29 protein-coding genes are annotated in these 26,137 nt (G+C 70.5%); 15 read left to right on the forward strand and 14 right to left on the reverse strand.

What is annotated here, in order from left to right:
* Positions 1 to 42: 42 nt before the first annotated feature.
* The 5 genes from ACFWU9_RS32125 to ACFWU9_RS32145 form a co-directional block, all read right to left on the reverse strand.
* Entirely contained in the window at positions 43 to 1,893 is a 1,851-nt protein-coding gene (locus tag ACFWU9_RS32125) for an alpha-galactosidase D (protein ID WP_384324596.1), read from the reverse strand.
* Positions 1,894 to 1,958: 65 nt separating this feature from the next.
* Entirely contained in the window at positions 1,959 to 2,879 is a 921-nt protein-coding gene (locus tag ACFWU9_RS32130) for a carbohydrate ABC transporter permease (protein WP_384324597.1), read from the reverse strand.
* Positions 2,876 to 3,850 carry a carbohydrate ABC transporter permease gene (locus tag ACFWU9_RS32135; RefSeq protein ID WP_384324598.1) on the reverse strand — a complete coding sequence of 325 codons (975 nt, stop codon included), beginning with the start codon at positions 3,848 to 3,850 and terminating at the stop codon, positions 2,876 to 2,878. The genes ACFWU9_RS32130 and ACFWU9_RS32135 overlap by 4 nt, the downstream gene beginning before the upstream one ends.
* A gap of 127 nt (positions 3,851 to 3,977) precedes the next feature.
* Positions 3,978 to 5,291: an ABC transporter substrate-binding protein gene (locus tag ACFWU9_RS32140; protein WP_384324599.1), complete on the reverse strand. Its 1,314-nt coding sequence runs from the start codon at positions 5,289 to 5,291 to the stop codon at positions 3,978 to 3,980.
* Positions 5,292 to 5,299: 8 nt separating this feature from the next.
* Positions 5,300 to 6,475 carry an ROK family protein gene (locus tag ACFWU9_RS32145; RefSeq protein WP_384324600.1) on the reverse strand — a complete coding sequence of 392 codons (1,176 nt, stop codon included), beginning with the start codon at positions 6,473 to 6,475 and terminating at the stop codon, positions 5,300 to 5,302.
* A 181-nt stretch (positions 6,476 to 6,656) separates the two neighbouring features.
* On the opposite strand from ACFWU9_RS32145, the gene ACFWU9_RS32150 reads away from it, so the two are divergent.
* On the forward strand, positions 6,657 to 8,795 hold the full coding sequence (locus ACFWU9_RS32150; protein ID WP_384324601.1) for an alpha-galactosidase: 2,139 nt from the start codon (positions 6,657 to 6,659) through the stop codon (positions 8,793 to 8,795).
* 76 nt (positions 8,796 to 8,871) lie between these two features.
* Here the strand turns inward: ACFWU9_RS32150 and ACFWU9_RS32155 are convergent, their stop codons facing one another.
* Both ACFWU9_RS32155 and ACFWU9_RS32160 read right to left on the reverse strand, forming a co-directional pair.
* The gene (locus tag ACFWU9_RS32155; RefSeq protein WP_384324630.1) at positions 8,872 to 9,405 is read right to left on the reverse strand and encodes a TetR/AcrR family transcriptional regulator; all 534 of its coding nucleotides are present in this window, start codon (positions 9,403 to 9,405) and stop codon (positions 8,872 to 8,874) included.
* A 22-nt stretch (positions 9,406 to 9,427) separates the two neighbouring features.
* Positions 9,428 to 10,264: an alpha/beta fold hydrolase gene (locus tag ACFWU9_RS32160; protein ID WP_384324602.1), complete on the reverse strand. Its 837-nt coding sequence runs from the start codon at positions 10,262 to 10,264 to the stop codon at positions 9,428 to 9,430.
* 187 nt (positions 10,265 to 10,451) lie between these two features.
* On the opposite strand from ACFWU9_RS32160, the gene ACFWU9_RS32165 reads away from it, so the two are divergent.
* Both ACFWU9_RS32165 and ACFWU9_RS32170 read left to right on the forward strand, forming a co-directional pair.
* Positions 10,452 to 11,390 carry a LysR family transcriptional regulator gene (locus tag ACFWU9_RS32165; protein ID WP_384324603.1) on the forward strand — a complete coding sequence of 313 codons (939 nt, stop codon included), beginning with the start codon at positions 10,452 to 10,454 and terminating at the stop codon, positions 11,388 to 11,390.
* Between the two features lie 82 nt (positions 11,391 to 11,472).
* A complete protein-coding gene (locus ACFWU9_RS32170) occupies positions 11,473 to 12,015 on the forward strand; it encodes a DapH/DapD/GlmU-related protein (RefSeq protein ID WP_384324604.1) in 543 nt (180 codons plus the stop codon).
* Between the two features lie 52 nt (positions 12,016 to 12,067).
* On the opposite strand, the gene ACFWU9_RS32175 is transcribed toward ACFWU9_RS32170, so the two are convergent.
* The gene (locus ACFWU9_RS32175; RefSeq protein WP_384324605.1) at positions 12,068 to 12,259 is read right to left on the reverse strand and encodes a DUF1918 domain-containing protein; all 192 of its coding nucleotides are present in this window, start codon (positions 12,257 to 12,259) and stop codon (positions 12,068 to 12,070) included.
* 17 nt (positions 12,260 to 12,276) lie between these two features.
* Positions 12,277 to 12,468 (reverse strand): DUF1059 domain-containing protein, encoded by a 192-nt coding sequence (locus ACFWU9_RS32180; protein ID WP_384324606.1) that lies wholly within the window; start codon positions 12,466 to 12,468, stop codon positions 12,277 to 12,279.
* Positions 12,469 to 12,705: 237 nt separating this feature from the next.
* Between ACFWU9_RS32180 and ACFWU9_RS32185 the strand changes: the two genes are divergently transcribed.
* From ACFWU9_RS32185 to ACFWU9_RS32195, 3 genes are all read left to right on the forward strand, one after another.
* Positions 12,706 to 13,701: a LysR substrate-binding domain-containing protein gene (locus tag ACFWU9_RS32185; RefSeq protein WP_384324607.1), complete on the forward strand. Its 996-nt coding sequence runs from the start codon at positions 12,706 to 12,708 to the stop codon at positions 13,699 to 13,701.
* Positions 13,702 to 13,826: 125 nt separating this feature from the next.
* Positions 13,827 to 14,273 carry a hypothetical protein gene (locus ACFWU9_RS32190; RefSeq protein ID WP_384324608.1) on the forward strand — a complete coding sequence of 149 codons (447 nt, stop codon included), beginning with the start codon at positions 13,827 to 13,829 and terminating at the stop codon, positions 14,271 to 14,273.
* Positions 14,274 to 14,451: 178 nt separating this feature from the next.
* Positions 14,452 to 15,081 (forward strand): DUF6629 family protein, encoded by a 630-nt coding sequence (locus ACFWU9_RS32195; RefSeq protein ID WP_384324609.1) that lies wholly within the window; start codon positions 14,452 to 14,454, stop codon positions 15,079 to 15,081.
* A gap of 30 nt (positions 15,082 to 15,111) precedes the next feature.
* On the opposite strand, the gene ACFWU9_RS32200 is transcribed toward ACFWU9_RS32195, so the two are convergent.
* Entirely contained in the window at positions 15,112 to 15,876 is a 765-nt protein-coding gene (locus ACFWU9_RS32200) for a class I SAM-dependent methyltransferase (protein ID WP_384324610.1), read from the reverse strand.
* 325 nt (positions 15,877 to 16,201) lie between these two features.
* On the opposite strand from ACFWU9_RS32200, the gene ACFWU9_RS32205 reads away from it, so the two are divergent.
* Positions 16,202 to 16,405 (forward strand): cold-shock protein, encoded by a 204-nt coding sequence (locus ACFWU9_RS32205; RefSeq protein WP_023543681.1) that lies wholly within the window; start codon positions 16,202 to 16,204, stop codon positions 16,403 to 16,405.
* Positions 16,406 to 16,485: 80 nt separating this feature from the next.
* Here ACFWU9_RS32205 and ACFWU9_RS32210 read toward each other — a convergent pair whose 3' ends face one another.
* The gene (locus tag ACFWU9_RS32210; RefSeq protein ID WP_384324611.1) at positions 16,486 to 16,830 is read right to left on the reverse strand and encodes a PRC-barrel domain containing protein; all 345 of its coding nucleotides are present in this window, start codon (positions 16,828 to 16,830) and stop codon (positions 16,486 to 16,488) included.
* A gap of 212 nt (positions 16,831 to 17,042) precedes the next feature.
* Here ACFWU9_RS32210 and ACFWU9_RS32215 point away from each other — a divergent pair, with 212 nt between their 5' ends.
* The 5 genes from ACFWU9_RS32215 (at position 17,043) to ACFWU9_RS32235 (ending at position 19,389) form a co-directional block, all read left to right on the forward strand.
* Positions 17,043 to 17,558, forward strand: a complete 516-nt coding sequence (locus ACFWU9_RS32215) for a hypothetical protein (RefSeq protein ID WP_384324612.1) — start codon at positions 17,043 to 17,045, stop codon at positions 17,556 to 17,558.
* Positions 17,559 to 17,699: 141 nt separating this feature from the next.
* Complete coding sequence (locus ACFWU9_RS32220) at positions 17,700 to 18,023, forward strand: L-rhamnose mutarotase (protein WP_384324613.1); 324 nt, start codon at positions 17,700 to 17,702, stop codon at positions 18,021 to 18,023.
* A gap of 299 nt (positions 18,024 to 18,322) precedes the next feature.
* On the forward strand, positions 18,323 to 18,502 hold the full coding sequence (locus ACFWU9_RS32225) for a CsbD family protein (RefSeq protein ID WP_384324614.1): 180 nt from the start codon (positions 18,323 to 18,325) through the stop codon (positions 18,500 to 18,502).
* A gap of 84 nt (positions 18,503 to 18,586) precedes the next feature.
* Entirely contained in the window at positions 18,587 to 18,982 is a 396-nt protein-coding gene (locus tag ACFWU9_RS32230; RefSeq protein ID WP_384324615.1) for a phage holin family protein, read from the forward strand.
* Positions 18,979 to 19,389 carry a DUF3618 domain-containing protein gene (locus ACFWU9_RS32235; RefSeq protein ID WP_384324616.1) on the forward strand — a complete coding sequence of 137 codons (411 nt, stop codon included), beginning with the start codon at positions 18,979 to 18,981 and terminating at the stop codon, positions 19,387 to 19,389. The genes ACFWU9_RS32230 and ACFWU9_RS32235 overlap by 4 nt, the downstream gene beginning before the upstream one ends.
* A 144-nt stretch (positions 19,390 to 19,533) precedes the next feature.
* Here ACFWU9_RS32235 and ACFWU9_RS32240 read toward each other — a convergent pair whose 3' ends face one another.
* A complete protein-coding gene (locus tag ACFWU9_RS32240) occupies positions 19,534 to 19,962 on the reverse strand; it encodes an SRPBCC family protein (RefSeq protein ID WP_384324617.1) in 429 nt (142 codons plus the stop codon).
* Between the two features lie 292 nt (positions 19,963 to 20,254).
* Between ACFWU9_RS32240 and ACFWU9_RS32245 the strand changes: the two genes are divergently transcribed.
* Together ACFWU9_RS32245 and ACFWU9_RS32250 are read left to right on the forward strand one after the other, a co-directional pair.
* The gene (locus ACFWU9_RS32245) at positions 20,255 to 21,925 is read left to right on the forward strand and encodes a glycoside hydrolase family 13 protein (RefSeq protein WP_384324618.1); all 1,671 of its coding nucleotides are present in this window, start codon (positions 20,255 to 20,257) and stop codon (positions 21,923 to 21,925) included.
* Between the two features lie 285 nt (positions 21,926 to 22,210).
* Complete coding sequence (locus tag ACFWU9_RS32250) at positions 22,211 to 23,200, forward strand: PRC and DUF2382 domain-containing protein (RefSeq protein WP_384324619.1); 990 nt, start codon at positions 22,211 to 22,213, stop codon at positions 23,198 to 23,200.
* A gap of 122 nt (positions 23,201 to 23,322) precedes the next feature.
* Here ACFWU9_RS32250 and ACFWU9_RS32255 read toward each other — a convergent pair whose 3' ends face one another.
* Positions 23,323 to 24,519, reverse strand: coding sequence for a PP2C family protein-serine/threonine phosphatase (locus ACFWU9_RS32255; protein WP_384324620.1), 1,197 nt, complete (start codon positions 24,517 to 24,519; stop codon positions 23,323 to 23,325).
* 180 nt (positions 24,520 to 24,699) lie between these two features.
* On the opposite strand from ACFWU9_RS32255, the gene ACFWU9_RS32260 reads away from it, so the two are divergent.
* A complete protein-coding gene (locus ACFWU9_RS32260) occupies positions 24,700 to 24,984 on the forward strand; it encodes a hypothetical protein (RefSeq protein WP_384324621.1) in 285 nt (94 codons plus the stop codon).
* An 82-nt stretch (positions 24,985 to 25,066) separates the two neighbouring features.
* On the opposite strand, the gene ACFWU9_RS32265 is transcribed toward ACFWU9_RS32260, so the two are convergent.
* Positions 25,067 to 26,017, reverse strand: a complete 951-nt coding sequence (locus tag ACFWU9_RS32265) for a TauD/TfdA dioxygenase family protein (RefSeq protein ID WP_384324631.1) — start codon at positions 26,015 to 26,017, stop codon at positions 25,067 to 25,069.
* Positions 26,018 to 26,137: the final 120 nt, after the last annotated feature.

Raw genomic sequence — 26,137 nt, forward strand, 5'->3', positions numbered from 1 at the left:
CCGGGGGCGCGCCCGTGCGGACGCGCCCCCTGCGGAGCCGGATCAGAGGCGCGGCACGTCGATCTTGTCGATGTCCGGCGAGTAGCCCTCACCGCTGTCGAAGGTGAGGGTGTTGCTGCCCGCCCTGAGCGTGACCGGGACGCTGATCGAGTCCACCGCCGACCAGCCGCCGGTGGCCGGGAAGGCCGTGTCGACCGGGGCCTTGCCGTTGGCGGAGACACCGATCGACCGGGGGTCGCCGGAGGTGTAGGCGACCTTGACCAGATAGCGGCCGGCCTTCTTGACGGTGACGTCCGTGAACTGGACCTTGCCGCCGACGTAGAGGTTGCCGATCTTCTTCGTGCCCGAGCACTCGTCGCAGTCGGCGATGGACGCCGAGCCGCTCAGCACGTTGTCCGGGGACTCCGCCTCGTACGCGGTGGTCTTCAGCTCGGGGCCCTCCGGGGTGACGGTGAACAGCCGGGAGCCGTGCGCCGGTACGGCCTGGGTGATGCCGTCCTTGTGCCGGCCGAGGCTCTCGTGGTTCCACACGTCGCGTACGGACGCCTGGCCGGTGAAGCCCAGCGACTGCCAGTCGGCGGTCACCGGCGAGGGGGAGTCACCCTGGTTGAACAGGGCGACGGTGTAACCGCCGTCCGGGTTCTCGGAGGCCCAGACCTGCTCGTCACCGACCGATGTGACGGGCTTGGCGGGCTTCCCCGGCTGCTGGTTGATCTTCAGCACATCGCGGTTGGTCAGCAGCGACAGGCCGTAGTCGTCCAGCTTGGTGAGGTCGTCGCCGCTGTACAGCGGCGACTTGGCGACCGCCCACAGCGTCATGTAGCTCTGCCGCTCGGCCTTGGTCAGACCGCTCATCCCGGCGTTGCCGACATTGATCGCGTCCAGGTCGTTCCAGCCGCCGGGCCCGGCGTACCGCGTCCAGCCCGGTGTGTCACGCCACCGGTCCTCGACCGAGTTCTCCCACGACACCAGGGTGTTGCAGTAGCACTCGACGTCCGTGTCCACGCGCCAGCCGTTGGACGTGGCCTTCCAGTCCTTGGCGTAGTTGATGTCGAGCGACCAGGAGATCTCCAGATGGATGGGCCGCCCGGTGGACTTGATGGCCTTCTGCCAGGCGGCGACGTCCGTGCGGTTGTCGTAGTTGTCACCGCTCTTGAAGGACCCCGGGCCCACACCGTCGAGCTTGAGGAAGTCGTAGCCCCAGTCGGCGATGAGCCGCGCCTGCGAGTCGACGTACTTCTGCGCGCACGGCTTGGTGAAGTCGATTTTGTACGAGCTGTCCCAGCCGTTCGTCGTCCGCAGGTCGCTGTAGACGATGTCGCCGGTGGTGCAGTCGTCGGTGTTCCAGATCTTCAGCCTGCCCTCGCCGTAGCCCTCCTTCTCCAGACCCACGGGAAGGTAGATGCCGGCCTTGAGGCCCTTGCTGTGGATACGGTCCGCGACCGCCTTCATCCCGCTCGGGAAACGCTCCGTGTTGGTCTTCTGGCGCCCGTACTCGTCGAACTCCGGCGTCCAGTCCCAGCCGCGCCACCAGCCGGCGTCGATGTTGATGTACTCGTAGCCGTACTTCTTGAGCTTCGAGGCCAGCGCGTCCGTCTGCTTGTTGACGTTGGCCTCGGTGAGATAGCTGTAGTTGCCGTTGGGGTTCACCCCCGGGTACGAGGTGGTCTGGAGGCTCCAGCTGCTCCAGCCCATGTAGGGCTTCTCGGCGACGGCGTTCCCGCCGGTCGTGGCCGTGGGGGCGGACGCCTTCGCCGGTCCGGCGGTCGCCGGGGCCCGGTCGGGGAACTGGGCCTGGGCCGTGGCCGGTACGGCGACCGCCAGGCCGGCCGTGACGGCGAGGACGAGCGCGGCGCGCGTGGTTCTCGCGACGGTGCGAGCGGGTGGGCGCATGGGAGGGAGCCTCCTGCTTTCTCGTGACGGGGAGGAGCGGGGGTGGGGTGGAGGAGCGGGACTGCCTACTTGCCCGCGCCGATGGTCAGACCGCTGATGAACTGCCGCTGGAGCGCGAAGTACACGATCAGCGTCGGGATCGCGGTCATGAGCGCGCCGGCCGCGATGAGGTTGGGATTGGTGAAGTACTGACCCTCCAGGCTGGCGAGCGCGGAGGTCACGGGACGCTTGTCACCGGTCTCGATCAGTACGAGCGGCCAGAAGAAGTCGTTGTAGATCCAGATCGACTCCAGCGTCGCGAGCGCGGCGAAGGCCGGCCGGCAGAGCGGCAGCACGATCTGGAAGAACTGCCGCCACACGGGCGCGCCGTCCACGAGCGCGGCCTCGGTGATCTCCTTCGGGATCGTCTTCATGTAGTTGCTCAGCACGAAGGTGCAGAAGCCGCACTGGTAGGCGATGTGGATGGCGATGATGCCCCAGTAGGAGTTGTAGAGCAGATACGAGTCGCTCATCCAGCCGGGCAGGTTCCACTGGAGGTAGAGCCGGTACAGCGGGGTGATGAGCACCTGGGCGGGGAGCAGATTGCCCGCGGTGAATAGCATCAGCAGCGCGATGTTCCAGCGGAAGTCGAAACGCGACACGTAGAAGGCGACCGCCGCGGAGAAGAACAGGGTGCCGAGCACGGCCGGCACGGTGACGAGCACCGAGTTCCAGAAGAAGTGCGCCAGACCCGACTGCGCCCACGCGTCGGTGAAGTTCTCCAGGCTCAGACCGCTGGGCCAGGAGAGATAGCCGTTCTTCGCGGTGTCCTCGTACGGCCGCAGCGAGGTGTACATCGCCCACAGCAGCGGGACCAGCCAGAGCAGGGAGATCCCGGCGAGGAAGAGATGACGGCCGGTCTGGCGGCGCGGGCGTGAGCGCTTCACGGGAGGTGTGCCGTGCGGTGCCCGGGGCCGGGCGGCCGGAGGTGTGGCGGTCGCGGTCACTCCTCCTCCTTGTCCTTGCGGAAGTTCTGTACGAGGAAGGTGCAGATGGCGGTCAGCGAGACCAGCAGCATGATCACCGCGATCGCCGAGCCGTAGCCGATATGGCTGGTCTCGCCGACGATGTTGTCGGTGATCAGCAGGGAGAGCAGCTCCATACCGGGCTTGCTGCCGATACCGCCGCCGAGGACGTACACGATGTCGAAGGCGCGCAGCGACTCCATCGCCGTGACGACGAGGATCACGATGTTGACCGGCTTCAGCGCGGGGAAGACCACGCGCAGGAACGTCTGCCGGCCGTTGGCGCCGTCGAGCGCGGCGGCTTCCTTGAGCGCGGGGTCGAAGCCTTTGAGCCCGGCCAGATAGAGGATCATGATGTAGCCGGTGTGCCGCCACGCGGAGGCGACGAGCACGGCCCACAGATTGAGGTCGGGATCGCCGAGCCAGTCGATGTGGGTGCCCGGCGAGACGCTCCCGATGATGCCGTTGAGCAGTCCGTTGTCCGGGTTGTAGATGATCTCCCAGATCAGCCCGACCACCGCGAGGGAGAGCACCATGGGCAGGAAGATCGCCGTCTGGTAGATCCGGGTGAAACGGATCTTCCGGTCGAGCTGGTACGCGAGGAAGATCCCGAACGGCGTCGGCAGCAGCGCGGTGAACAGCAGCCAGATGACGTTGTGCTGGACGGCCGGCCAGAACGGCGGGTAGTTGGTGAAGATCTCGCGGTAGTTGTCCCAGCCGATCCAGTCGATGTCGGACAGCGACAGGCCGTCCCAACTGGTGAAGGAGAGGGCGAGAGAGGCGAGCGCGGGCAGCCAGACGAAGATCAGCAGGCCCAGCAGCGGCACGCCGACGATGACGCCGAGGAACAGCCGGTCGTGCGGGCCGAGCCGGCGCGGCCTGCCCCGACGGGCCGGTACGTCGGGCGCGGCCGGCGTGACCGGTTCCTCCGGTGCTTTGAGTGTGGAAGTCATACGGGTGGGCGTCCCTCGGGCGGGTCGGCGGGGTGGCGGCTCGGGTGTGTCGGGTGGCGGGCTTCGAGCGTGGAGGCGTCCAGGTGTCCAGGCCTCGGGTGTCGGCCGTCGGCTTGCTGACCCCGGATCAGCCCGAGAAGAAGCGCGAGCGCTGCGACTCGATCTTCTTCAGGGTGGCCGCCCCGTCGTCCGGGTGACCGAGCCACTGCGTCAGACCGGGCAGCACGACGGTCGAGATGAACCCGGGGTCGCTGTCCCGGTCGCCGAACTGGGTGATGTGCCTGGCCGCGCCGATCAGCTCGGCCGACTTCTTCTGCAGCGCGTTGTACGTGCTGGTGTCGGCCTTGCTGTGGACGGCCACATTGCTCGGGTCGACGCCCATGTAGATGCCCTCGGCCTCGGGGCTGCCCAGGAACTCCAGGAACTTCCGCGCCCCCTCGGCGTTCTTGGGCTTCCGGCTGAGCATGAATCCGTCGGTCGGCGCCTCGACGGTGTCCGTGCCGTGCGCCGGGTCGACCTCGGGGAACGGGAAGAAGTCGATGTCGTCGCGCAGTGCGGTGTCGGTGATCTGCTGCCCCAGGAAGAGCCCGATGACGGCCATGCCGGACTTCTTGTCGAGCAGCGACTGGGCCGCGTCCTGCCACGAACGCCCACCGGCGCCCGGCTGGTAGTAGGGGGCGAGTTCCCGCCACAGGTCGAGCACGGTGCTCATACGCCGGTCGCTCCACGCGACGTCGCCGCGCATCAGCTCCATGTGGAAGTCGTAGCCGTTGGCGCGGAGGTTCAGATAGTCGAACGCGCCGAGGATGGACCAGCTGTCGCCGCCGCCGTAGCCGGACGCGATGGGCGAGAGCCCGTCCTTCTTCATCCTCTTGGCCAGCGCGACGAACTGCGCCCAGGTGGTCGGAGGCGTGTAACCGCGCTCCTTGAAGACGCTCTTGCGGTAGAAGACCGCCCACGGGTAGTTGTACAGCGGTACGAAGTAGTACTTACCGTCGCTGCCCTTGGAGAGCTGCTTCGCGGCCTCGCTGAAGCCGGAGCCGATGGTCTCCCACACCTCGTCGATGGGACTGGCCAGCTTCTTCTCCGCGAAGTACTGCATGCGGTAGCCGGCGAACCAGGTGAAGGTGTCGTCCGGAGTGCCCTGCAGATAGCTGGAGATGCTCTTCTGGAAGGTGTCGTGGTCGACCGTGTTGGTCTTGACCTTCAGCTCGCTCTCCTTGGTGAAGGCCTCCGTCACCGCCGCGTACGCCTTCTTGGGCGTGGCGTCGGCGCCGTTGGAGCCGAACGTCACGGTCTTCGGGTCGGCCGCCGGGGGGCCGCCGCCGCACGCCGCCAGGGCGGGCCCGGCGAGTGCGGCCGCTCCGACCCCCATCAGGCCGTTGACGACGCTGCGTCGTCTCGGACCGCCGGCTCCGGGTATGCGGCTCTGCTGCGTCATCGCTTCTCCTAGAAGGTCTCGGACCCGATGAAGGTCTGTATCGCGGTGGCCGCGGCCCCGCGCGCCCACTCCTCGAACGGCAGCGGACGTGTGATCACGTCGCACTGATCGGCGGTGCTGAAAGCGGTCGCGGAGAACGCTTCCTTGATCTGGGCGGCGAACAGGTCGTACGCCGCGAGCCCCTCGCCCGAGATGATCACGCGCTCGGGGCCGAGCAGATTGACCACGGTGCCGATCGCCCGGCCGATCGCGGCGCCCGCGTCCGCGTAAGCCTCACGGGCCACCGGGCTGTCGCCGTGCGCCAGTTCGAGTGCCTGCGCGGGGCCGGCCAGCGGTTCGCCGGTGTCGCGCTGGATCCGGCGCACGATGGCCGAGTCCGAGGCGATCGCCTCGACGCAGCCGTGGTTGCCGCAGTGGCACAGCGGCCCCCGCGGGTCGATGGACAGATGGCCGATCTCACCGGCCACGCCGTGCGCGCCGGAGACGACCCGGCCGTTGACCACGAGGCCGCAGCCGATACCGGCGCCGACGGTCACGAGCGCGAAGTTGGAGAGCCCCACTCCGGCGCCGAACCACTGTTCGGCCACCGTCAGCGCCCGTACGTCGTTGTCCACCGTGGTCGGCAGCCCGGTCACCGCCGAGGCGAGCTCCGCGAGGGCGATGTCCCGCCAGTCGAGGAAGGGGGAGTAGCGCACCACTCCGGCCGCCCGGTCCACATCCCCGGACACCGCGACCGCGAGGCCCTGCACCGGCACGCCGAAACCCTCGGCCTCCGTCCTCAACTCGGCCGTCAGCTCCCCGATCACCGCGATCACGGCCCCGGGCTCCCGGTCGGTGAGCGGTACGTGCCGGGCCAGCCGGATCCGGCAGCACAGGTCCGCCAGGACCGCGATCACCTCGTCGGCCGTCACTTTCACGCCGACGAAAAAGGCCCTGCCGCCGTCCACCCGTACGGGGTTGGCGGGCCGGCCGACAGCGGGCGGCGCGCTCTCGTCCGCGGCCTCGACGAAGTAACCGGCCGCCATGAGAGGCCGTACGGCCTTGGTGACCGCGGCCGACGAGAGGCCGGTGCGACGGGAGAGCTCCACCCGGGAGAGCGGGCCCTGGGAGAGCACCGTGGTGAAGACCAAGGAGGCGGCGGGAGTGGCCGCCGGAAACGCCTCCACCTGGTCGGTCGTTGACATGGCCGGAAACGTAGGTGAGTTAATTTCCTCTGTCAATAAAAAAAGCAGGAACCCTGTGAAGTAGAAGTTGATCATCCCTTCTGCTGGGAAAAGTTTCTTGGAGTAGGGCACTTGACAGCGGATCAAAGGGCGGGATTGGCTACCTGCCGTCACAGTGCTGCCCCCGAACGTGAGGATCTCCATGCCCCAGATCTCCTACGCCCCGGACGCGGCCCTGTGGTTGCTCAGCACTCCGCACACCTCGTACGCGGTGCGGATCGACAGCAGCGGCGCGCCCTGTCATGTCGCCTGGGGCGGCAGGCTGACCCTGGACGAGGCACGGGAGATCGCCGGGCGACCCCACCCGGTCGACCGGGAGGCGAACAGCTTCGAGGGGCGTCCACCGGTCGGCGAGGAGCTGCCCGTCGAGGGCGGCGCCCGCTACGGCGTGCCCTCGCTCCAGGTCCGCTTCGCCGACGGCACCCGCTCGATCGAATGGGCGGCGGTCGGCCACGAGATCCGTGAAACCCCGGACGGGGCCGCCGAGTTGGACCTGCTCCTGCGCGACCGGCACTACCCGCTCGACATCGGCCTGCACTACCGCGTGCACGGCGACAGCGATGTGATCGAGCGCTGGACGACCCTGGGCAACACCGGCGAAGACGACATCGTCGTGCTGCGCGCGGACTCGGCGGCCTGGACCCTGCCGCCGAGGGCGGAGTACCGGCTCGGCCATGTCACAGGAGCCTGGGCCGCCGAGACCCAACTGCGCCGCGAGACACTGGCGTTCGGCGAGACCGTACTGACCAGTCGGCGCGGCATCCCCAGCCACCACCTCAACCCGTGGGTCATGCTGGACGACGGCGGCGCGACCGAGGACCACGGCCAGGTCTGGAGCGCCGCGCTCGCGTGGAGCGGCAGTTGGCGCATCACCGCCCAGCGCACCTCCGACGGCCGCGCCGGCTTCACCGGCGGCGCCGGACACGACTCCACCACCCTGCGCCTTGGCCCCGGGCGGACGCACACCACCCCGCGCTTCGCCGGGCTCCACACCGAGGGCGGTTTCGGCGCGGCGAGCCGGGCCTGGCACGCGTACACCCGCGCGCACGTCCTCCCGCACCCGGGCGAGCTGCGCCCCGTGCTCTACAACTCCTGGGAAGCCACCGGCTTCGACATCGACGAGACGCGCCAGATGGCGCTCGCCGCGCGGGCCGCCGAACTGGGGGCCGAGCTGTACGTCATGGACGACGGCTGGTTCGGCGCCCGGCGCAGCGACCGGGCCGGGCTCGGCGACTGGACACCGTCACCCGAGCGGTTCCCCAAGGGCCTGACACCGCTGGTCGACGAGGTGCACCGGCTCGGCATGCTCTTCGGTCTCTGGGTGGAGCCGGAGATGGTCAACGCCGACAGCGACCTCTACCGCGCGCACCCCGACTGGATCCTGCACTTCCCGCACCGTACGCGCACCGAGCTGCGTAACCAGCTCGTGCTCAACTTCGCCAGGGACGACGTCGCCGACTGGGCGTACGCGTGGCTCACCGCGCTCGTCGCGGACAACGGCGTCGACTTCCTCAAGTGGGACATGAACCGCCCCTTCAGCGAGACGGGTCCCGGTGCCGGCGGCCCGGACGGTGACGACCGGCTGTGGAGCGCCTACGTGCACAACCTCTACGGGGTCATCGACCGGCTGCGGGCCGACCATCCCGCGCTGCGTATCGAGGCGTGCAGCGGTGGCGGCGGGCGCGTGGACCTCGGCATCCTGTCCCGTACCGACCAGGCGTGGCCGTCCGACAACACCGACGCCGCCGACCGGATCGGCATCCAGCACGGCTACAGCCAGCTCTACCCGGCGTCGACCATGGCCGCGTGGGTCACCGACGTGCCCAACGAACTCACCGCGCGTACCGTGCCGTTGGCGTTCCGCTTCCATGTCGCGATGGCCGGAGTGCTGGCCGTCGGCGGTGACCTCACCCGCTGGTCGGACGAGGAGATTGCCGAGGCGGCCGGGTTCGTGGGCGCGTACAAGCAGGTCCGTCATCTGGTCCAGCACGGTGTCCAGCACCGGCTGCGGGCACCGGTCGACGACGGCCCGACCGTCGTGCAGTACCTGTCGCCCGACGGGGCGGAGGCCCTGGTGCTGGCCTGGCAGCGGGCACCGCGCCGGGGACGGCCGGAGCTGCCCGTCAATCTCGCCGGACTCGAACGGGGCGCGGTCTACCGGGACGTGGCGACCGGGGTGCGGCACCACGCGACCGTGCTGACGGACCACGGACTGCCGCTGGAGCTGCCAGCCGGTGACTGGGCCAGCACGGCGATCCATCTGATGCGCGTCTCCGACTGACGGACCGTCAAGTGGCGTCCCCGCTCGGCGCGGACGCCCCTGACACCGAAGCGGGCGGGGCTCGGCGGCCGGACGCTCACATCGCGCGCAGACCCCGGTCGGCGAAAGTGATCAGCCACTCGAAGCTCTCGTCGATGTCGGCGCTCCACTGGAAGCCGTTGGCCGCCTGCAACGTCGCGAAGCCGTGGCAGAGGCTGCGGAGCATCCGCAGGGCGTGGTCGATGTCGGAGTCCTCGATCTCGTAGCCGCGCAGCACCGCCCTGAACGCGTCGAGGGAGCGCTGCCCCTCGACGGCGACCGGATCGTCGGGCCCGGACGGCTCGATCCCGATCGTCGCGCCGTACCGCCCGGGATGCTCCACGACGAAGGTGCGGAAGGCGCGTGCCGCCGCCGCCAGGGCGTCGCGGCCTGCGTACCCCTGGACCGCGCCGCCGATGGTGTCGGCGGCCTCGCTCAGCGCCAGCGCGGCGATACGCCGGTTCAGATCGTCCTGGCCGCCCACATGCTTGTAGAGGGACGGAGTACGTACGCCCAGCCGTTCGGCCAGCAGACCCATCGTCAGCTGGGCGAGGCCCACCTCGTCGGCGAGGGCGGCACCGGCCGCGACCACGGCCGCCGGATCCAGTCCCGCCCTAGGCACGGGCGGCGTCCGACCGGAGGAAGCCGAGCGTGAGGGAGACCACTTGGTCGGGGAAGTGGTCGTGCGGGTAGTGGCCGGCGCCCTCGATCATCTCCAGGCGGCCGAGGCCGGACGGCAGGGCGTCGACGATCGCCGAACCCTCGGCGTGCGGGTCGGCCCAGTCGGGGTCGAGCGTGCCCATCACGACCAGGACGGGGCAGCGGACGTCGCCGAGGTGCGCGCCCGCGTCGGACGGGGCGCTGCGGCCCATGCCCTGGAGGGCCTTCATCCTGCCCGGCTCGCGCAGCAGCGAGTCGACACGGTTCAGCCGCTCGGTCCAGTCGGCCGGCTTCGGGCCGGGATACGCCACGTCGAGGTAGGAGCGCCAGAGCGGCACGCTGCCGAACGCTCCGGCGCCGACCAGCCGCAGCATGCCCTGCCGGAATCGCCTGACCCGCAGGTCGCCGAGGCGGATCGACTGCTTGCGGGTGAACGGCGCCAGCTCGACGACCGAGGTGATCAGCGAGGGCTCCAGCGCCGCCGCGATGGTGGCGGCGCCCCCGGAGATCGAGTGGCCGACGAGCACGGCCGGGCCGCCCAGGTGGCGGACCACGGCGAGCAGGTCACCGGCGATGGCGGTGCGGCTCCAGGCCGGCCAGCCGACGCTGGACTCGCCGCAGCCGCGCAGATCGACCGCCGCGACCCGGTAGCCCGCCGCCACCAGCGGCGGGATCACACCGCGGTAGGCGGCGCGGCTGTCGCCCATGCCGTGGGCGAGAACGATCAGCGGGCCGGAGCCCGTCACCTCGTAAGCGATCGTGCCGCCGTCGACGGCAAGGAACTCGGTCATGACTTCTCCCGGGTGGCTGATGGCTAATGTTGTTAGCTATAAGCTAATCGCATTAACTTGGCCTGTCAATCGTCCGCGGACATGCGAGTGACCGAGGTGCGGAGCCCGGTCAAACCTGGATGGCGTCTGCTCGCCAACTCACCCTCACCAGACACAACGGTCGGTTGTGCACTCATACGATGAACCGGTGGACAGCGAGGCATTGCGATCATTCGTCCGGGCGGCCGAGCTCGGGCAGTTCCAGCACGCGGCCGACGAGCTGGCCGTGACACAGCAGGCGGTCTCCAAGCGGATCGCCACCCTGGAACGCGCCCTGGAAGTACGTCTGTTCACCCGTACCGCCCGAGGGGTCGAGCTGACGCCCGACGGCCAGGTGTTCCTCCCCCACGCGCGGAGCATCGTCGCGGCCGTCGAGCGCGCCGTCACCGCCGTCAGGCCGGGCTCCCGGGCCCTGCGGATCGACGTACTCGGCCTGCGCAGCGCGCAAGCGGTCGTACTGCACGACTACTGGCGCGCGCACCCCGGAACCGATCTCGACGTGGTCACCCTCAGAGTCGACGACCCCCGGGTGGCGGCCGTCGCCGTCCAGGCCGGGCATGTCGACGCCTCGTTCCGTACGGTCACCGACCCGGCCGCGCTGCCGCCCGACGTACGGATGACGCGCGCGTTCGACTCCCCGCTGGAGCTCCTCGTCGGCCCGGGACATCCGCTCGCCGCCGCCCCGCGACTCACCCCGCCGCAACTGCGCAAGCACCGGATCTGGGTGCCCGGTATCGCGCCGGGCAGCGAGTGGGCGGAGTTCTACGACCAGCTCGCTACCGACTTCGACCTGCGCGTCGACGCGGCCGGGCCGCACTTCGGGGACGACGTACTCCTGGACACGCTCGCGGACTCGCCGGACGTGGCCACCCTGGTCGGGGCGCGCGACCGGTACATCTGGCCTGCCGGCCACGACCTGCGCCGGATCCCAGTCGTGAATCCGACCCTCGCCTATCCGCTCTCGCTGATCACCCCCAGGACCAATCCACATCCGGGGCTCCGCCGAATCATCACCCACCTCGGGGGCCTGCCACGGCTCCCCGGACCGGTCTGGCTCCCGTCCTGGGCGTCGGAGCCCACCCGGTAGAGGCGACCCGGGCCTTCTCACAGCATCATTCGGCGGATCCTGTCCGGATTGCGCCCATCGTTCCACCAGAAAGGACCCTGGCATGTCCAGCGGCCGTCTCATGCGCATCGACAGTGACGAGTTCCGAGCCATGGCCGAGAGGGTTCTGCGGGTCACCGCGCTCACCTCGCGCCTGAACGTTCTGCCCTTCGACGACGAGGAGGGCAAGGCGGAACTCTTCGAGCAGATCCTCGGCAAACCGTTGCCGCCGAGCGTCACGATCTACCCGCCGTTCTTCACCGAGCACGGCCTCAATCTCGACCTCGCCGAGCGTGTCTTCATCAACCAGAACTGCACGTTCCTCGATTACGCCGGCATCCGGCTCGGCCGGCGCGTGATGATCGGCCCGAAGGTCACGTTCATCACCGGCGGCCACCCGGTCGACCCCGAGCAGCGCAGGCTCTACCTCACGGGCGCCCCCATCGACGTGGCGGAGAACGTATGGATCGGTGCCGGCGCGACGATCCTGCCCGGCGTCACCATCGGCCGTGACGCCGTCATCGCCGCCGGCGCGGTGGTGGCCGACGACGTTCCGCCCGCAAGCCTGGTGACAGGCCCCAAGGCGACGGTGCACCGACAGTGGTGACTGGGCCGGGCGGCCCCTGCGGACTCTCTCCGCGGGGGCCGTCGGCCGGCGGCTATCCGCCTTGTGGATGCTCCACCTGTGAATCGGGACCCGGCACCATGATCAGTTCATGGCCGCGCTCGTCACGTACCCGGAACGGTGGTGAATGAGGCGGTCCCAGTACCTCGACGACCTCCACCACCCGGTCCGTCTCACCGACGACACGGCCGTGCACCACGAGCCGGTCACCCTTGTCTGCCTCCATGGATCCGCCCTTCCGCTTCACGCGTGCTCAGGGACGTCGTCCTTCAGCGTGGACCGGATCTGCTCCCGCAGCTCGGGCCCGTCGGCGTGTCCGTGCACGGTCACCGCGTGGTCGGCGGCGGCGCGGACCACTTCGTTCTCCTCACCGGAGATCGTGAGCGTGCACCCGCTCTCGCTCGGGAAATCCCTGCAGTCGGCTACTTTGCGCATGACGCGCCTCCTTCCTTCCAGTGTCCGCCTGTCGCCGCGTGTACGCGACTGTCACCGGGGTCGTCGTCGTGGTCTGTCCCGCGAGAACGGGTCCCGGACGTGTTGTTCCGCGTGCCCCGGTGGCGGGCAAGGCCGACCCCCGGTCACTCCTGAGCCCGATCAAGAAAGGCCGATGACGGCCTTATTGGTCTGGACCTGACTATTGCCCTCGAACCGGCCGAAGTCCAAGCTCATTCCATGGAGCTGGAGTTACGGCATCTCAAGACGATCCGTGCCATAGCCGACGCGGGCAGCCTCACCAGGGCCGCGTCCGTGCTGGGCCTCGCCCAGCCGGCCCTCAGCGCACAGCTGAAGCGGATCGAGAACGCCCTGGGCGGACGGCTGTTCGAACGGGGGCGGTACGGCGTCCGTACGACACCGCTCGGCGAACTCGTGCTGGCCCGCGCGAGCATCGTCCTGCCCGCCGTGACCGAACTCCAGCGGGACGCCGTCCGGTTCGCCCGGGGCCTGGAGGAGACCCGCCACTTCCGCCTCGGCGGCACCCACGGCCCGCTCCTCGGCGGACTCGTGGACCGGCTCGTCACCGCCCACCCCGACATCGCTGTCACCACGTACACCACCTGGTCCGAACGGGAGATCGTCGCGTCGGTCGCCGAGGGGCGGATCGACTACGCCCTGATCGGCTGCTGCGGAGCGAGCCGGCCGCCCGCGGGGGAGCGCCTGGAATGGCGCGAGATCGCGAGCGACCCCGTCTTCGTGCTGCTCGCGGCCGGCCACCCCCTGGCCGGCCGCCGCGAGATCGGACTCGCCGAACTCGCCGACGAGGCGTGGACCGACGTACCGGGCGACGGCTGTTTCAGCGACTGCTTCACCGCCGCCTGCGCCCGCGCCGGTTTCACACCCACCGGCGTGTACGAGACGGACAGTGCCTCCTGCGTCCATCTCGTCCGGGTCGGCCGTGCCGTCGGGCTCTGCCGCGCCACCTTCCCCAACACCGCCGGGCTCGTGACCCGACCGCTCGCCGGGACTCCGCTCAGCTGGCGGCATCTGCTCGGCTGGCACCCCGCTTCGGGGGCCGCCGACAGCGCGCCCGCCGTCTTCGAGCAGGCCCGTGCCGCCCACGCCGAGGCGGCGGCGCGCAGCGAGAGCTACGCCGACTGGCTGGACGGCGGCAGCGGCCCCCTCGCCTCCCTGCCGCCGGGCAGCCTCCACGACGCCGGGCGGCCGTCGTAGCGCGGGGCCGGACCGCTGGGTGAATTGCTCGTCCGCCGTCCACGCGGCGGGCGCACGGGCCCGGAACATCGCACCGGTCGGGCGGGCCGGTGTTTCAGGCCGGGACGAGCGGCAACACGAACCTCATGACTGAGGACAGCGAAGCGAAAAGGAACGCCAACGGCACGGCGGCGAAGCTCGGCGCGAGCAAGGCCGCCGCGTCCAAGGCGCGGCAGACAAGCAGCGACGCCGCGAGCCGTGCCAAGACGGACTCGGCGCTCGCAGCCTCGAAGGCCAAGTCGTCCGTGCGGGCCGCCGAGAAGTCCGCGGAAGCGGGTGTGCGATCGGCCGGCGAGGCGACGAAACGCGCGGCCACGGCCGGCTGGGAGACCAGCAGGCAGGCCGTCGTGTCGACAGCGGGCAAGGCGGCGACCACGGCCACCACCGCGTGGACGGTCGTCAAGCACCGCAAGGCGATCGCGGCGGGAGCGGCCGCCGGTGTCGCCGGCCTGGCCGGCGGGGCTTTCGCCCTCGGGCGGCAGACCGCCAAGCCGCGGGGTCGCCTCTCCAGGCTGACCGGAGGCCGGATCTGACACACGGCACAACATCACCACGGAGGACCGACGGACCACTGTCGGTCCTCCGTTCGTGTGTGACCACGCGCCACGGCCACAGCCGTGTCACCCGCTCGGGCGCTCCGCGGAACCGTACGATCGGACCCGTTATGCGGTGATCACATCATCACCGCCCCTTTCGGTCCCTGGATGGGCGATGTGCTGGAGCGCGACCGCCGACCTCACCGCGGGTATCTGTATCAGCGCGATCGGGGCGGTCTGTGTCGCGCGCGTCCCCCGGATCCGCGATCTCCCGCTCGCCGCGCTGCCGCTGCTCCTCGGCGCCCACCAGATCGTCGAGGCCGTCGTCTGGGACTCGGGCGGGGGCGCCGGACCCGCCACCACCGCCTGGGCCGTCATCGCCATGCCCCTGCTCGCGCTCTGGGTCCCCCTGGCCGTACTGGTGGCATCGGCGCCGGGCTCACGGCGCCGGCTGGCCGTGCCCCTCGTCTCCGGCGTCGCCACCTCCGCCGCGCTCGCGTACTACCTGGCCACCCGCGAGGTGACCGCCGACATCCGCGGCCACACCATCGGCTACGCCGTCCATCTGCCACGGCCGGGGATCGTCGTGGCCGCCTACCTCCTCGCGACCATCGGCGCGCTGCTGCTGGCCGCCGACCGGACCGTGCGGCTGCTGGGGATGCTCGTCGCCGTTGGGGCGGTGATCTGCGCGGTGATCTGGCGGATGGAGTTCGTCTCGACCTGGTGCGCCTTCGCCGCGCTCTCCTCGATCGTGGTGCTCCGCTGGGCCTGGCGGCGTCCCGGAGCGCCCGGCCCCGCCGTCTGACGCCTCGGACGCCCCTGACCGGCCGGCGGCTCAGGGGCGGTGCGCGACCACCATGCGGCAGCGCGGGCTTCCGTCCGGCAGCCGCCCGAGGCCGTCGAGCGCGACGAGCTCCACCTCGAAGCCCGTACGGGTCAACTCGTCCACCACGTCCGCGAGCCGGAAGGTGCGGTAGTACATGACGAAGGGCGGATGCCACATCGCGTTGCGCGCCCGCATCGCCGCGTCGAAGCCCCAGAGGGCCCAGTACAGCCGTGAACCGACGCGCGGGGGCGCGGGCACCGGGAAGACGAAGACGCCACCGGGCCGCAGGACTTCACGGACCCGGGTGAAGAGCGCGGGGCGCTCGGACGGCAGGAAGTGCCCGAACGCCCCGAAACTCACCGCCACGTCGAAGGCGGCCCGGAAGGGGAGGGCGCGCGCGTCCGCCCGTACGAAGTCGACGGCCGGACCGCCGGAGCGGCCGTCGCGCGAACCGCCCCCGCCCGTCCCCTCCTTGGGCAGCACGGCGGCCCTGGCGGTGGCGAGCATGCCGGCGCTGAAGTCGACACCGGTGACCCGCTCGACGCACACCTCCCGCAGGACGTCCACCCCGGCTCCGGTGCCGCAGCAGATGTCCAGTCCGGCGCGGAAGGGGCCGAGGGGCCCGAGGGCGTCGGCCACGGCGTCCAGAAGGCTGTCCGGAGTGCGGAACGGGGTCAGATCGAACTTCGGCGCGAGCAGGTCGTAACCGCGCTCGGTCGACGAGAGCGCCTGCACGGTCAGTTCGCGGAGGGTCGGGCCCTGTGGGGTGAACATCACCTCTCACCCTACCGACAGTTTCGACACGCCAGGGGGTGAGGGGACATTCACGGACGCTTCCCTCTCCCGGAGGACATAATGCGGCTCGCGGCGCGCCGTCACTGCCCTGTGCGGGTGTTGTCGCGCGTCACGCTTGATCGTTTCTGTGGTCTGGAAGCGAGGAGACGTGTAGCGTCAGTTTTAGCTGTCGTGGTTCCGAAGTACTTTGTCGCCCGTGATCACAGTCGCGGGCGATTCGGCTGTTCAACGTCTCTGAGGACCAGGGCGATCACCTCCGGTTCCCGCACGGTGCGGGGACCGTTATGAGTCCTTTGGAGGACACATGGCCAGCGGTACCGTCAAGTGGTTCAACTCGGAAAAAGGCTTCGGATTCATTGAGCAGGACGGTGGAGGCCCCGACGTCTTCGCCCACTACTCGAACATCGCCACCCAGGGCTTCCGTGAGCTCCAGGAGGGCCAGAAGGTGACCTTCGAGGTCACGCAGGGCCAGAAGGGCCCCCAGGCGGAGAACATCGTCCCCGCCTAGGGCATCTCGCCCCGGCACACATCCCGTGTCCACCAGCGCCCCGGCAGCGTCCTGCCGGGGCGCTGGTGCGTGACGAGGTATCAGGACGTGGTGACCAGGGAGGTGTAATAGGTGCTCAGACCACCCAGGTACACAGGGTCCCGGGTGTCATGGTCGCGCTCGAACACCGGAGCGCCCTTCACGGTCGCCTTCGTACAGCCGACGCGAATCACCCGCACGGCCGGATCGATCGAGGTCACCAGCCCGGCGGGAATGACGAGGCTCTTCCCGAAGACCCACATCCCGGTGTCCACCACCAGGTGCTCGAACGGTGAGCCCTCGGACTGTCTGTCCACGTTGCCCACCGTTCCGTCGGTCGCATGAACGCTGTAGCCGGTGAGGTCCATACCCGGCACATGACCCGACTCGACAGCGAATACCCACATGTCACCCATCCCGGCCCTCACTCTCGTTTCGACTGTCGCGGCGGGATCACCGCTCAAGGTGCACTTGCCCCTCGTGCCCACCGAGCAACCACGCATGGTTCAGCAAGGTGTTACCCGACGGTCGGCTTCAGGGCGGACGCGTCGACAGAAGTACCATCGCCGACAACCGGGGGGACGCCATACAGACGTCATCCAGAGGAAGCGAGCCATTCATGTCCGGCACCGCCGTCACCGAGTTCACAAGCGTCCAGTCGCAGTACGAGGCCCAGGTCGCGGCCGACCTGGAGCGCAACGTGGCGGAGCAGAAACGTCTCCGCGGCGAGATCGCCTCGCTTCAGGGCCAGTTGGAGACCTTGGAGCGCGACCGGGCCCTGCTGCTCGGCGTGCAGCGGGTGTTCGCCGACGGCGCGGGCACGGACACCGCGCGGAGCGCGAGGGTGCCGGGGCAGCGGACGGCGAAGCGCCCCGCGAAGGGAGCGGCCGGGAAGCGGCCCAGCCTCGCCCAGTTGGTGGGCACACTGCTGGCCGCGCACGGCGAGCCGCGTTCGGCCGCCGAGGTCTCCGGCGAGCTGGCCGCGGCGCACCCGGGGCGCAACTCCGACGTCAACGTGGTGCGCAACGCCCTGGAACAGCTTGTCGCCAAGTCCGAGGCGTACCGCACCAAGCAGAACACGTCCGTCTTCTACTCCCACGCGGGCCGGGACGCCGCGGCCCCCGCGGCGGACTGATCAGGCGCCGAGCCGCGGTAGGTGCTCCACGTACCTACCGGAGGGGACGGCGCACGCCAGGCGCGCGTGACGCTCCACAAGGGTTCCTATAGGTTCCCGTCCGGTGGAGAGAGTGCCCGGCGGACGGTGGGGGAGAGGCAGATGCAGCGCATCGCGCAGGTGATCAAGGTGCGGCCGGAGAAGCTGGCGGAGTACCGGGAACTGCACCGCGCGGTGCCGGAGCCCGTGCTCGCCCGGCTGCGCGCCTGCCAGATCGCCAACTACTCGATCCATCTGCTGGGCGACCGGCTCTTCAGCTACTTCGAGTACCACGGCGAGGACTTGGCCGCCGATCTCGCCGCGATGGCCGCCGACGAGGCGACGCGTGAGTGGTGGAAGCTGACCGACCCCTGCCAGGAGCCGGTCCCCGAGGCCGGCCCCGGCGACTGGTGGACACCCATGGAGCGGGTCTTCCTCATGGAGTAGCCATAGCGAGCCGTGCCGGCCGCGGACGGCTTGCGCCTCGAAGCCGTCGAGAACCTGGTCGAGCAGATGCGCGGCCGGCCGGGATCCGGCGAACGGTACGTCGCCTCCCGCGAGTTCGTCGCGGTCGAGCAGGCTCAGCGGCATTCCGGTGACCGACCACCCGCGAGGCACGGCCGGCATCCCGCGCGCGGCCCGCTCCCGTCGCGAGACGCGGCGCCGGGGTTGTGTTTGGCAGCCGCGCCAAGGGTCACACGCATACACGTCCATCCGATTCATCGGCGACAGAGGACGTGAGTGACATGACCAAGAAGAAGAGCTCGAAGACCGAGGCCAGGGCCGAGCACGCCAAGGGCAAGGCCAAGGAGATGACCGGGCGCGCCGTGGGCGACGAGCGGCTGGAGGCCGAGGGCCGCGTCGACCAGGCCAAGGGCGACGCGCGCATGGCCAAGGAGAAGGCGAAGGACAGCTTCAGGCACTGAGACCCGCCTGCTCGCCCACCGGCTCCGGGGCATCGTCCCCCGGCCCGGTGGGCGGCCCGCTGATTCAGTTGGAGGCGAACCACCGTGACCCAGCAGACCGAGAAGTCGGCGGCTGAGCTGGTGCAGCAGACCTCGGAGCAGCTCTCCCGGCTCGTCAGGGAAGAACTCCGCCTCGCGACCGCCGAGATGAAGGAGAAGGGCAGAAGGGCCGGCCGCGGCGGCGGGCTCTACGGAGGCGCGGCACTCGCCGGCGTCCTCGCCCCCAAGGCACTGGTGGCGACGGTCGTCGCCGCACTGGCCCTGGTGCTCCCGGTCTGGGTGTCCGCGCTGATCGTCACCGCCGTGCTCGCGCTGACCGCCGCGGTCCTGGCCGGGCAGGGCCGCCGGGAGACCCGCGAGGCTGCGCCGCTGACGCCGGAGCGGACTGCGGCGAGCGTGCGGACGGACATCGAGGAGATCAAGGAGAGGGCGCACCGATGAGCAAGAACGGGCACGGGCCCCAGGGGCCCGACGACAACACCGTCGCCGGAGCCAGGATCCGGGTCGAGGAGGCGCGCGAGCGCCTCGGTGACACGGTGGACCAGCTCGCGGCCAAGGCCGATGTGAAGGGCCGTACGCAGGAGAAGGCCGCCGAGGTACGTGACCAGGTCGCCGACGTGCGCGATCAGGTCGTCGAGGCAGGCAAGCAGGTCAGGGACCAGGTCAGGGAGCACACGCCGGAACGGGTGCGTGACGCGGCCGCGAAGGCCGCGGTGACGGGCAAGGAGGTGGCCACGAAGGCCGCCGGGACCCGGCGCCGCCACCCCCGGTCGCTGCTGCTCGCGGGAGGAGTGGCGGTGGTGGCCGTAGCCGTCGCGTGGGCCCGTCGCAGGGCCCGGAAGTCCTGACCGCCCCGGCACGCGCCGAACCGCGTCCCGGTAAGCCGCCGAAGCGCCCCGCCCGAGGAATCGGGGCGGGACGCTTCGATGTGTACGGCTGTGTACGCTCGCTGTGTACGGCGTCGTACCGTCTGTCCACGGCCTCCCACGGCCTCAGGGCAGCGAGACGGCACGCTCCGCCATCCGCCGGAACTCCTCAAGGTCGTGGCCGGCCAGCGTCGAGTCCAGATTGGTGAGCGCGCCCAGATGCTCCACGAACCCCTGGGGGTCGTACTCGATCCGGAGCGTCACCCGGCTCTCCGTCTCACCGAGCCGGTGGAAGGTGACGACTCCCGCGTGGTGCACACCCTCCGTGGTCCGCCAGGCGATGCGTTCCTCGGGCACGACCTCCGTGAGTTCCGCCACAAAGCTCTTGTCGGCGCCTGGCAGGGACACCTGCCAGGCGAACAGACGGTCGTCGATGCGCTCCACGTGCTTGACGTGGCTGAGAAAGGCGGGCCAGCGCTCGACGTCCTTCCACAGCGACCAGCTCACGGCGACGGGAGCCTTGATGTCTACGGCTTCGACCAGTGAGGACGTCATGGTTTCTCCTCCTGTGGGGCGGGACGAGCAGGTCTGTCATCCGCTACCCGCCGGATCGGCTTTCACCGCCCCGCACCCTTACGTCCTTCGGACATCCCTTCCGTAACCATCGAAGATCGGGACTTCAGCCTGACGCCGGTGGGTGACAGGCTGTCTCCGTACGAGGCACCACCCGTCGCACGAATCTCCTCAGCACCACGCACCACGCACCACGCAGCACCACGCCCTACGCAGCACCACGCCCTACGCACCACCCGCGTCACCGGCCAGAAGATAAGCACGAGAGGCACCCGTGATCCCGAACACCCCCGACACCCCCGGCGGCCTGCTGTCCCGGCCCGCCCCCGACTGGTGGCGCGAAGCCGTCGTCTACCAGGTGTACGTCCCGAGCTTCGCCGACGCGGACGGCGACGGGATCGGCGATCTCCGCGGGATCACGGACCGGCTCGACCACCTCGCCGGGCTCGGCGTCGACGCCCTCTGGCTCACCCCCTTCTACCCCTCGCCCTGGACCGACGCCGGCTACGACGTCTCCGACTACCGCGGCGTCGACCCGCGCCACGGCACCCTCGACGACTTCCGGGGCCTGGTCCGGCGCGCCCACGGCCTCGGTCTCAAGGTCATCGTCGACGTCGTGCCCAACCACTGCTCCGACCAGCACCCCTGGTTCGTGGAAGCGCTCGCCTCACCGCCCGGCTCACCGGCCAGGGACCGCTTCATCTTCCGTGAGGGCCGGGGCCCGGACGGGAGCCTGCCGCCCGCCGACTGGAAGTCCAAGTTCGGCGGCGGCGCCTGGACGCGGGTACCGGACGGCCAGTGGTACATGCACATCTTCTCCGCCGAGCAGCCCGATCTGAACTGGGAGAACTCGGACGTCCTCGCCGACTTCGAGGGCATCCTGCGCTTCTGGCTCGACCTCGGGGCCGACGGCTTCCGGATCGACGTCGCCCACGGTCTGCGCAAGGACCTCGTGGAGCCCCTGCGGGACACCGGCGGACGCGACTCGGCCTCCCTCAACTCGCCGCCCGAGGGTGAGAACCACCCCTTCTGGGACCGCGACGAGGTCCATGACATATACCGGGCCTGGCGCAAGATCATCGACTCCTACGCACCGCCCCGGATCACCGTCGCCGAAGCGGGAGTCAGCGCGTCCCGGCTGCCCCTCTACACCCGCCCCGACGAGCTCCACCAGGCGTTCAACTTCTTCCATCTGCGCTGCCCCTGGGACGCCGAGGAGTTCAGGAAGGTCATCGACACCTCCCTCACCGGCGCCCGCGCGGTCGGCACCCTGCCCACCTGGGTGCTCTCCAACCACGACGTCGTACGCCACCGCACCCGCTACTCCCTTCCCCAGGGCATCGACTACCGCGCCTGGCTGTCCGGCGGCGGCACCGACCCCGCGCCGGACGACGCGCTCGGCCACCGCAGGGCCAGGGCCGCCGCGCTCCTGACCCTCGCCCTGCCCGGCAGCGCCTACCTCTACCAGGGCGAGGAGCTCGGTCTCCCCGAGGTCTCCGACCTGCCCCTGGACGCGCTGCGCGACCCCATGTGGGAGCGGACCGGACGCACCACCAAGGGCCGTGACGGCTGTCGCATCCCGATCCCCTGGACCCGCGCGGGCGGCAGCCACGGCTTCGGGCCCGGCGGCAGCTGGCTCCCGCAGCCGGAGGGCTGGGGCGAGCACGCGGTGGAGGTCCAGACCGGGCGGCCCGACTCCTTCCTGGAGCTGTACCGCACCGCGCTGTCCCTGCGCACCCGCTTCCGGGGCGACGAGTCCTTCAGCTGGCTGCCCGCGCGCGAGGGCGAACTGGCCTTCCGCAAGGGCGGGTTCGAATGCCGGATCAACCTCTCCCGGCGCTCCCTCCCGCTGCCCGACGGCGAGGTGCTGCTCGCCAGCGACAGCCTGGAGGGGGACCTGATGGCCCCGGACACCGCCGTGTGGACGGCGGCGACGGGCGGCTGATCGATTCGTCGGTATCATCCGACTCCCTTCCGTGGTCATGTCTGTACAACGCGTGACGGAAGGCGGGCGCTCCCCACAAGTGTCACCCGAATGGCTGAATCGGTCCGGCGATGTGCCCGGAGCCCAGCGGGGCGCCTCCGACGCCCCTTTGTCCCCCGGACGGGTCAGAGGGGCGTTTTCCCTGGTTGCCGCCCGCCGTCAGCAGGTGCCGCATGGAAATACGCGAGTCAGCCGACGCGCGGGGATAACGGACCCCGCCGGCTCGCCGCCAAGGAGTGATCACTGATGGCAGCCGACGATGTCTTCCACCACGTGGGTGAACTCACGGGTCTGACGGCCTACGACACCAACGGGGAGAAGATAGGCAGTGTCGAGCAGGCGTACCTCGACAACGAGACGGGCCGCGCGGAGTGGGTGACCGTCAAGACCGGAATGTTCGGCATGAAGGAGTCCTTCGTGCCTCTGTCCGGCGCGACCCGGGACGAGAGCGGTCTCCTGATCCCGCATTCCAAGGACGTGGTCAAGGACGCCCCCCGCATGGACGCCGACGAGCATCTCGACGTCGGCCAGGAGCAGGAGCTGTACGACCACTACGGCCTCACCCGCCCCACCGGGCGGAGCGGGTCGCCCGACACGGCCGCGGCAGCCGGAACGGCCGCGGCGGGGGGCAGGAGCGGGCAGGACACCATGAGCGGTGAGGCCGCCGGGGGGACCGGCGCCGACGCCAGGACCGACGGCGAGAGCGCCCAGGCCCGGAGCGACGCCACGGCCCGGGCGGGCATGACCGACCGTACCGAAGCCCCGGCCCAGACCGGCGGCGCCACCGGCCGCGCGGACATCTCCGAGCCCGCCGCCGCTCCTGCCACCGGTGGCGGCGACGACCAGATGGTGCGTTCGGAGGAACGTCTCCGGGTCGGCACCGAGGAGCACGAGTCCGGCCGGGCGCGGCTGCGGAAGGTCGTGGTGACGGAGAACGTCACCACCACCGTTCCCATCACCCACGAGGAGGTCCGGATCGTGCGCGAGCCCATCAAGCCGGGCGACCGCGATCTCGGCCGCTCGCCGATGGGCAACGCCGAGGCCGAGGTGATCCTGCACGCCGAGGAGGCGGTCGTCCGTAAGGAGGCCGTGCCGGTGGAGCGCGTACGCATGGAGACCGAGAAGATCACCGAGCAGAAGGAGGTGTCGGCCGACGTCCGCAAGGAACAGGTCGAGTTCGACGCCCCCGGGCAGGACGACAAGGGACACGGCGGCGGCCGGGGCCCCAGCCACTGAGCCCCGGACCCGAGCGCGCCCCACGAGGAACCGCACATCGGCGTGGGCCCACCGGTCTTCCGGGTGGACCCGCGCCGTGCCGCGTTCTCGTGCGGCGGGCGGGTTCCCTCGGGCGGGCGCGCTTATGCGCCGGGCGGGCGCCATTCGATGAGCAGCAGCGTCGCGTCGTCGCGCAGCCGGTTCTCATGCTCGTCGAGAATCGAGTGGATGAGCCGGCGCAGCGCCTCGGGAGCGAGTTCACCGGCCGCGGTCGCCCGGATGATGGAGTCCGTGAAACGCTCCAGCCCGAACTCAGAACGGTCCCTGCCCCGGGACTCGACGACACCGTCCGTGTAGAGCAACACCCGGTCCCCGGGCTCCAGTTGCGTCTCATGGACCGTACGAGGGGTTTCACAGAGCCGGACCCGCAGCCCCATCGGCGGCTGGGCCGGACGCTCCAGCGCACCGTCGAGTACCCGCTGGCCCCGGATGAGCAGGGGCGGCGGATGGCCGCAGTTGCACCAGCGGAAGAGGCCGCCCGCGAGATCCAGCTGGGTGACGATCCCCGTGCAGTACTGCTCGGGCAGCCACTGCGCGAGCGCCTGATCGACCGTGTCCACCAGGTCGAGCAGATCTCCGCCGCCCCTGCGGGCGGTACGGCAGCCCGCCAGCGCGACGGCCGTGGTCAGCCCCGCCGCCAGGTCGTGGCCCATCGAGTCGAAGATGTCGACATGCAGACTTGAGCTGGTCATCGAGTGGTCGAAGGCGTCGCCCCCGATCTCGTACGCCGGCTCCAGCACCGCCGTCGACAGCGCGGCGGCGTTGCCGATGGTCCGCGGCGGCAGGAACGCGCGCAGCATCTCGGCGGGCAGCTGCATCCGCTCGGTACGCGCGTGCTGCGCCAGACTGTCGCTGTAGGCCCGCTTCGAGGTGATCGCCATGGAGAGGACGGACGCCAGCATGCGGCAGCGGCGCAGCCGGACCGGATCGATGGCGGGCGCGTGCACACTGAGCACACCGAGCCGCTCCGCCCCGTCGACCAGGGGCACCCAGGCGGTGAGCCCGTCGTCCCCCGATTCCTCGATCCGCAGGGTGAGTGAGCGGTAGGCCTGGCCACCCGTCGTGGAGTCCACCGCGAGCGTGGGCATCCCCTCGGTGAGCGGGACGAGCTGCCGCTGCTGGATGTCGACCAGATGGATGACGATCCGGTCGACGCCGAGCGCGGTGGCACAGCGGTCCACGAGCCCCGGCAGCTCCATCGGCGCCGCGGCGTGTGCCGCGGTGAGGAGCTCTTCGAGCAGTTCCTCACCGGGCCCGGGGGTCGCGCTCTCGCTCGGCATGGCGACCGCCTCCTCACCGGCAGGCTCCTACCAGCATCGCAAATCTGCCGGGAGGATGCGGCCGATGCCCGCCGGGACCGGGCATCGGCCGGGCCGTGCGGACGGCCGGACGGGCTGTGTGAGGGGGGACTCGCCGCGATCGCTGGGCAGCGCCGGAGCCACCCTGATAGGGAGGGAGGCATGAGCGAAGAGACCCCGATCCCCCCTGTCCTGACCGTCATCGCCGCCAGCACCATCGAGCCGAACATCGTCGGGGAGGGTGCCGCCGACCGGAACTCGTGGATGGTGATCGAGACGGCCGAGCAGGGCCAGCTCCTGCTCAATCTGCCGGGACCGCTGTACCGCGCCATGGAGCAGGCGCCCTTCCTGGCCGCCAACGAGGCCGGCCCCGGCCGCCTGGCTCTCACCGACCGGGAGATCGCCGCCTACCGCGAGCGCATCGCCGGTCTCACCGAGAAGTCCTAGCCGGGACACCCCGCCGGACGGCATCGCGTCGACGGGGACCCCGGCGCCCGGGGCCCCGCGGCCGGCGGGCGGGTCGGACGGATCAGTACGGGCGGTCGCCGACGACGGCGACGCGTTCGGCGATCCGCCGGTGCGAGCCGTAGTCGGCGACCGCGTAGTGCTGGGTGGCGCGGTTGTCCCAGAACGCGATGTCGCCCGCCCGCCAGCGGAAGCGCACCTGGTATTCGGGCACATGGGCCTGCTGGAACAGCAGCCGCAGCAGGCGGTCGCTCTCCTCCCGGGGCATCCCCACGATCCGGGTGGTGAACGACGTGTTGACGAACAGCATCCGCCGGCCCGTCTCCGGATGCGTACGCACCACCGGGTGCTCGACCGGCGGGAAGAGATCCTGGAACTCGGCCAGGCGTCCGGCGGGATAGAACCGCGCGAATCCCGGCACGAAGTCGTGGACGGCGACGGCGCCGTCGATCCGGTCCCTCACCTCGCGCGGCAGATTGTCGTACGCCACCGCCATGTCCGCCCACAGGGTGTCGCCCCCGGCCGGCGGCACCTCTCGCAGTTGCAGCACGGCGCCCATCGCGGGTCGCTCCCGGAAGGTGACGTCCGTGTGCCAGACGTTCTCGAACGTCGGGACGGCCGTACGGTCGAAGCGCGCCACGTCCTCGGCGTCCCCCGCCGTCAGCAGCGGATTGGTCTCCAACTCCCCCCAGGCGAGGGCGAACGCGCGCTGCGCGCCGGGGGAGAGCCGCTGCCCCCGGAAGAAGAGGACCTTCCACTCCAGAAGAGCGCGATTGATCTCGTCCCGCAGGACGGGCGACGGCGGGGCCGACAGGTCCAGGCCATGGATCTCGGCCCCGATCGTGGCGGACTGCGGGACGAGCTCGAAGAGTTCGTACGGCCGGTCCTCCCAGCCTTCGGGAACGCGGCGCAGCTCCCGATTCCCCTCGTACAGCCCGTCGGCGGGGATGTGGGGATCACGGAGGACGGGAGGGGCGGGAGCGACGGGCCGGGCGGGGGCGGCGGGGGCGGATATCGCGGGGACGGCGGCGGTGGTGGTGGTCACGAGGCTCCTCAGGAGTACGAACCGGTGGGGAAGGGACGACGGGGCCCGGCAGGGGCGCACGGGCGCGGGCGGGTCCGAGAAGGTGGTACG

The organism is Streptomyces sp. NPDC058653, from assembly GCF_042716895.1.
Classification (GTDB): Bacteria; Actinomycetota; Actinomycetes; order Streptomycetales; family Streptomycetaceae; genus Streptomyces.

Bases quoted from the DNA above. Each gene is read 5' to 3' on its own strand.
- ACFWU9_RS32125 (WP_384324596.1), bottom strand. From the start codon at position 1,893: ATGCGCCCACCCGCTCGCACCGTCGCGAGAACCACGCGCGCCGCGCTC.
- ACFWU9_RS32135 (WP_384324598.1), bottom strand. From the start codon at position 3,850: ATGACTTCCACACTCAAAGCACCGGAGGAACCGGTCACGCCGGCCGCG.
- ACFWU9_RS32140 (WP_384324599.1), bottom strand. From the start codon at position 5,291: ATGACGCAGCAGAGCCGCATACCCGGAGCCGGCGGTCCGAGACGACGC.
- ACFWU9_RS32145 (WP_384324600.1), bottom strand. From the start codon at position 6,475: ATGTCAACGACCGACCAGGTGGAGGCGTTTCCGGCGGCCACTCCCGCC.
- ACFWU9_RS32150 (WP_384324601.1), top strand. From the start codon at position 6,657: ATGCCCCAGATCTCCTACGCCCCGGACGCGGCCCTGTGGTTGCTCAGC.
- ACFWU9_RS32160 (WP_384324602.1), bottom strand. From the start codon at position 10,264: ATGACCGAGTTCCTTGCCGTCGACGGCGGCACGATCGCTTACGAGGTG.
- ACFWU9_RS32170 (WP_384324604.1), top strand. From the start codon at position 11,473: ATGTCCAGCGGCCGTCTCATGCGCATCGACAGTGACGAGTTCCGAGCC.
- ACFWU9_RS32175 (WP_384324605.1), bottom strand. From the start codon at position 12,259: ATGGAGGCAGACAAGGGTGACCGGCTCGTGGTGCACGGCCGTGTCGTC.
- ACFWU9_RS32180 (WP_384324606.1), bottom strand. From the start codon at position 12,468: ATGCGCAAAGTAGCCGACTGCAGGGATTTCCCGAGCGAGAGCGGGTGC.
- ACFWU9_RS32185 (WP_384324607.1), top strand. From the start codon at position 12,706: ATGGAGCTGGAGTTACGGCATCTCAAGACGATCCGTGCCATAGCCGAC.
- ACFWU9_RS32190 (WP_384324608.1), top strand. From the start codon at position 13,827: ATGACTGAGGACAGCGAAGCGAAAAGGAACGCCAACGGCACGGCGGCG.
- ACFWU9_RS32195 (WP_384324609.1), top strand. From the start codon at position 14,452: ATGTGCTGGAGCGCGACCGCCGACCTCACCGCGGGTATCTGTATCAGC.
- ACFWU9_RS32200 (WP_384324610.1), bottom strand. From the start codon at position 15,876: ATGTTCACCCCACAGGGCCCGACCCTCCGCGAACTGACCGTGCAGGCG.
- ACFWU9_RS32205 (WP_023543681.1), top strand. From the start codon at position 16,202: ATGGCCAGCGGTACCGTCAAGTGGTTCAACTCGGAAAAAGGCTTCGGA.
- ACFWU9_RS32210 (WP_384324611.1), bottom strand. From the start codon at position 16,830: ATGTGGGTATTCGCTGTCGAGTCGGGTCATGTGCCGGGTATGGACCTC.
- ACFWU9_RS32215 (WP_384324612.1), top strand. From the start codon at position 17,043: ATGTCCGGCACCGCCGTCACCGAGTTCACAAGCGTCCAGTCGCAGTAC.
- ACFWU9_RS32220 (WP_384324613.1), top strand. From the start codon at position 17,700: ATGCAGCGCATCGCGCAGGTGATCAAGGTGCGGCCGGAGAAGCTGGCG.
- ACFWU9_RS32225 (WP_384324614.1), top strand. From the start codon at position 18,323: ATGACCAAGAAGAAGAGCTCGAAGACCGAGGCCAGGGCCGAGCACGCC.
- ACFWU9_RS32235 (WP_384324616.1), top strand. From the start codon at position 18,979: ATGAGCAAGAACGGGCACGGGCCCCAGGGGCCCGACGACAACACCGTC.
- ACFWU9_RS32240 (WP_384324617.1), bottom strand. From the start codon at position 19,962: ATGACGTCCTCACTGGTCGAAGCCGTAGACATCAAGGCTCCCGTCGCC.
- ACFWU9_RS32250 (WP_384324619.1), top strand. From the start codon at position 22,211: ATGGCAGCCGACGATGTCTTCCACCACGTGGGTGAACTCACGGGTCTG.
- ACFWU9_RS32255 (WP_384324620.1), bottom strand. From the start codon at position 24,519: ATGCCGAGCGAGAGCGCGACCCCCGGGCCCGGTGAGGAACTGCTCGAA.
- ACFWU9_RS32260 (WP_384324621.1), top strand. From the start codon at position 24,700: ATGAGCGAAGAGACCCCGATCCCCCCTGTCCTGACCGTCATCGCCGCC.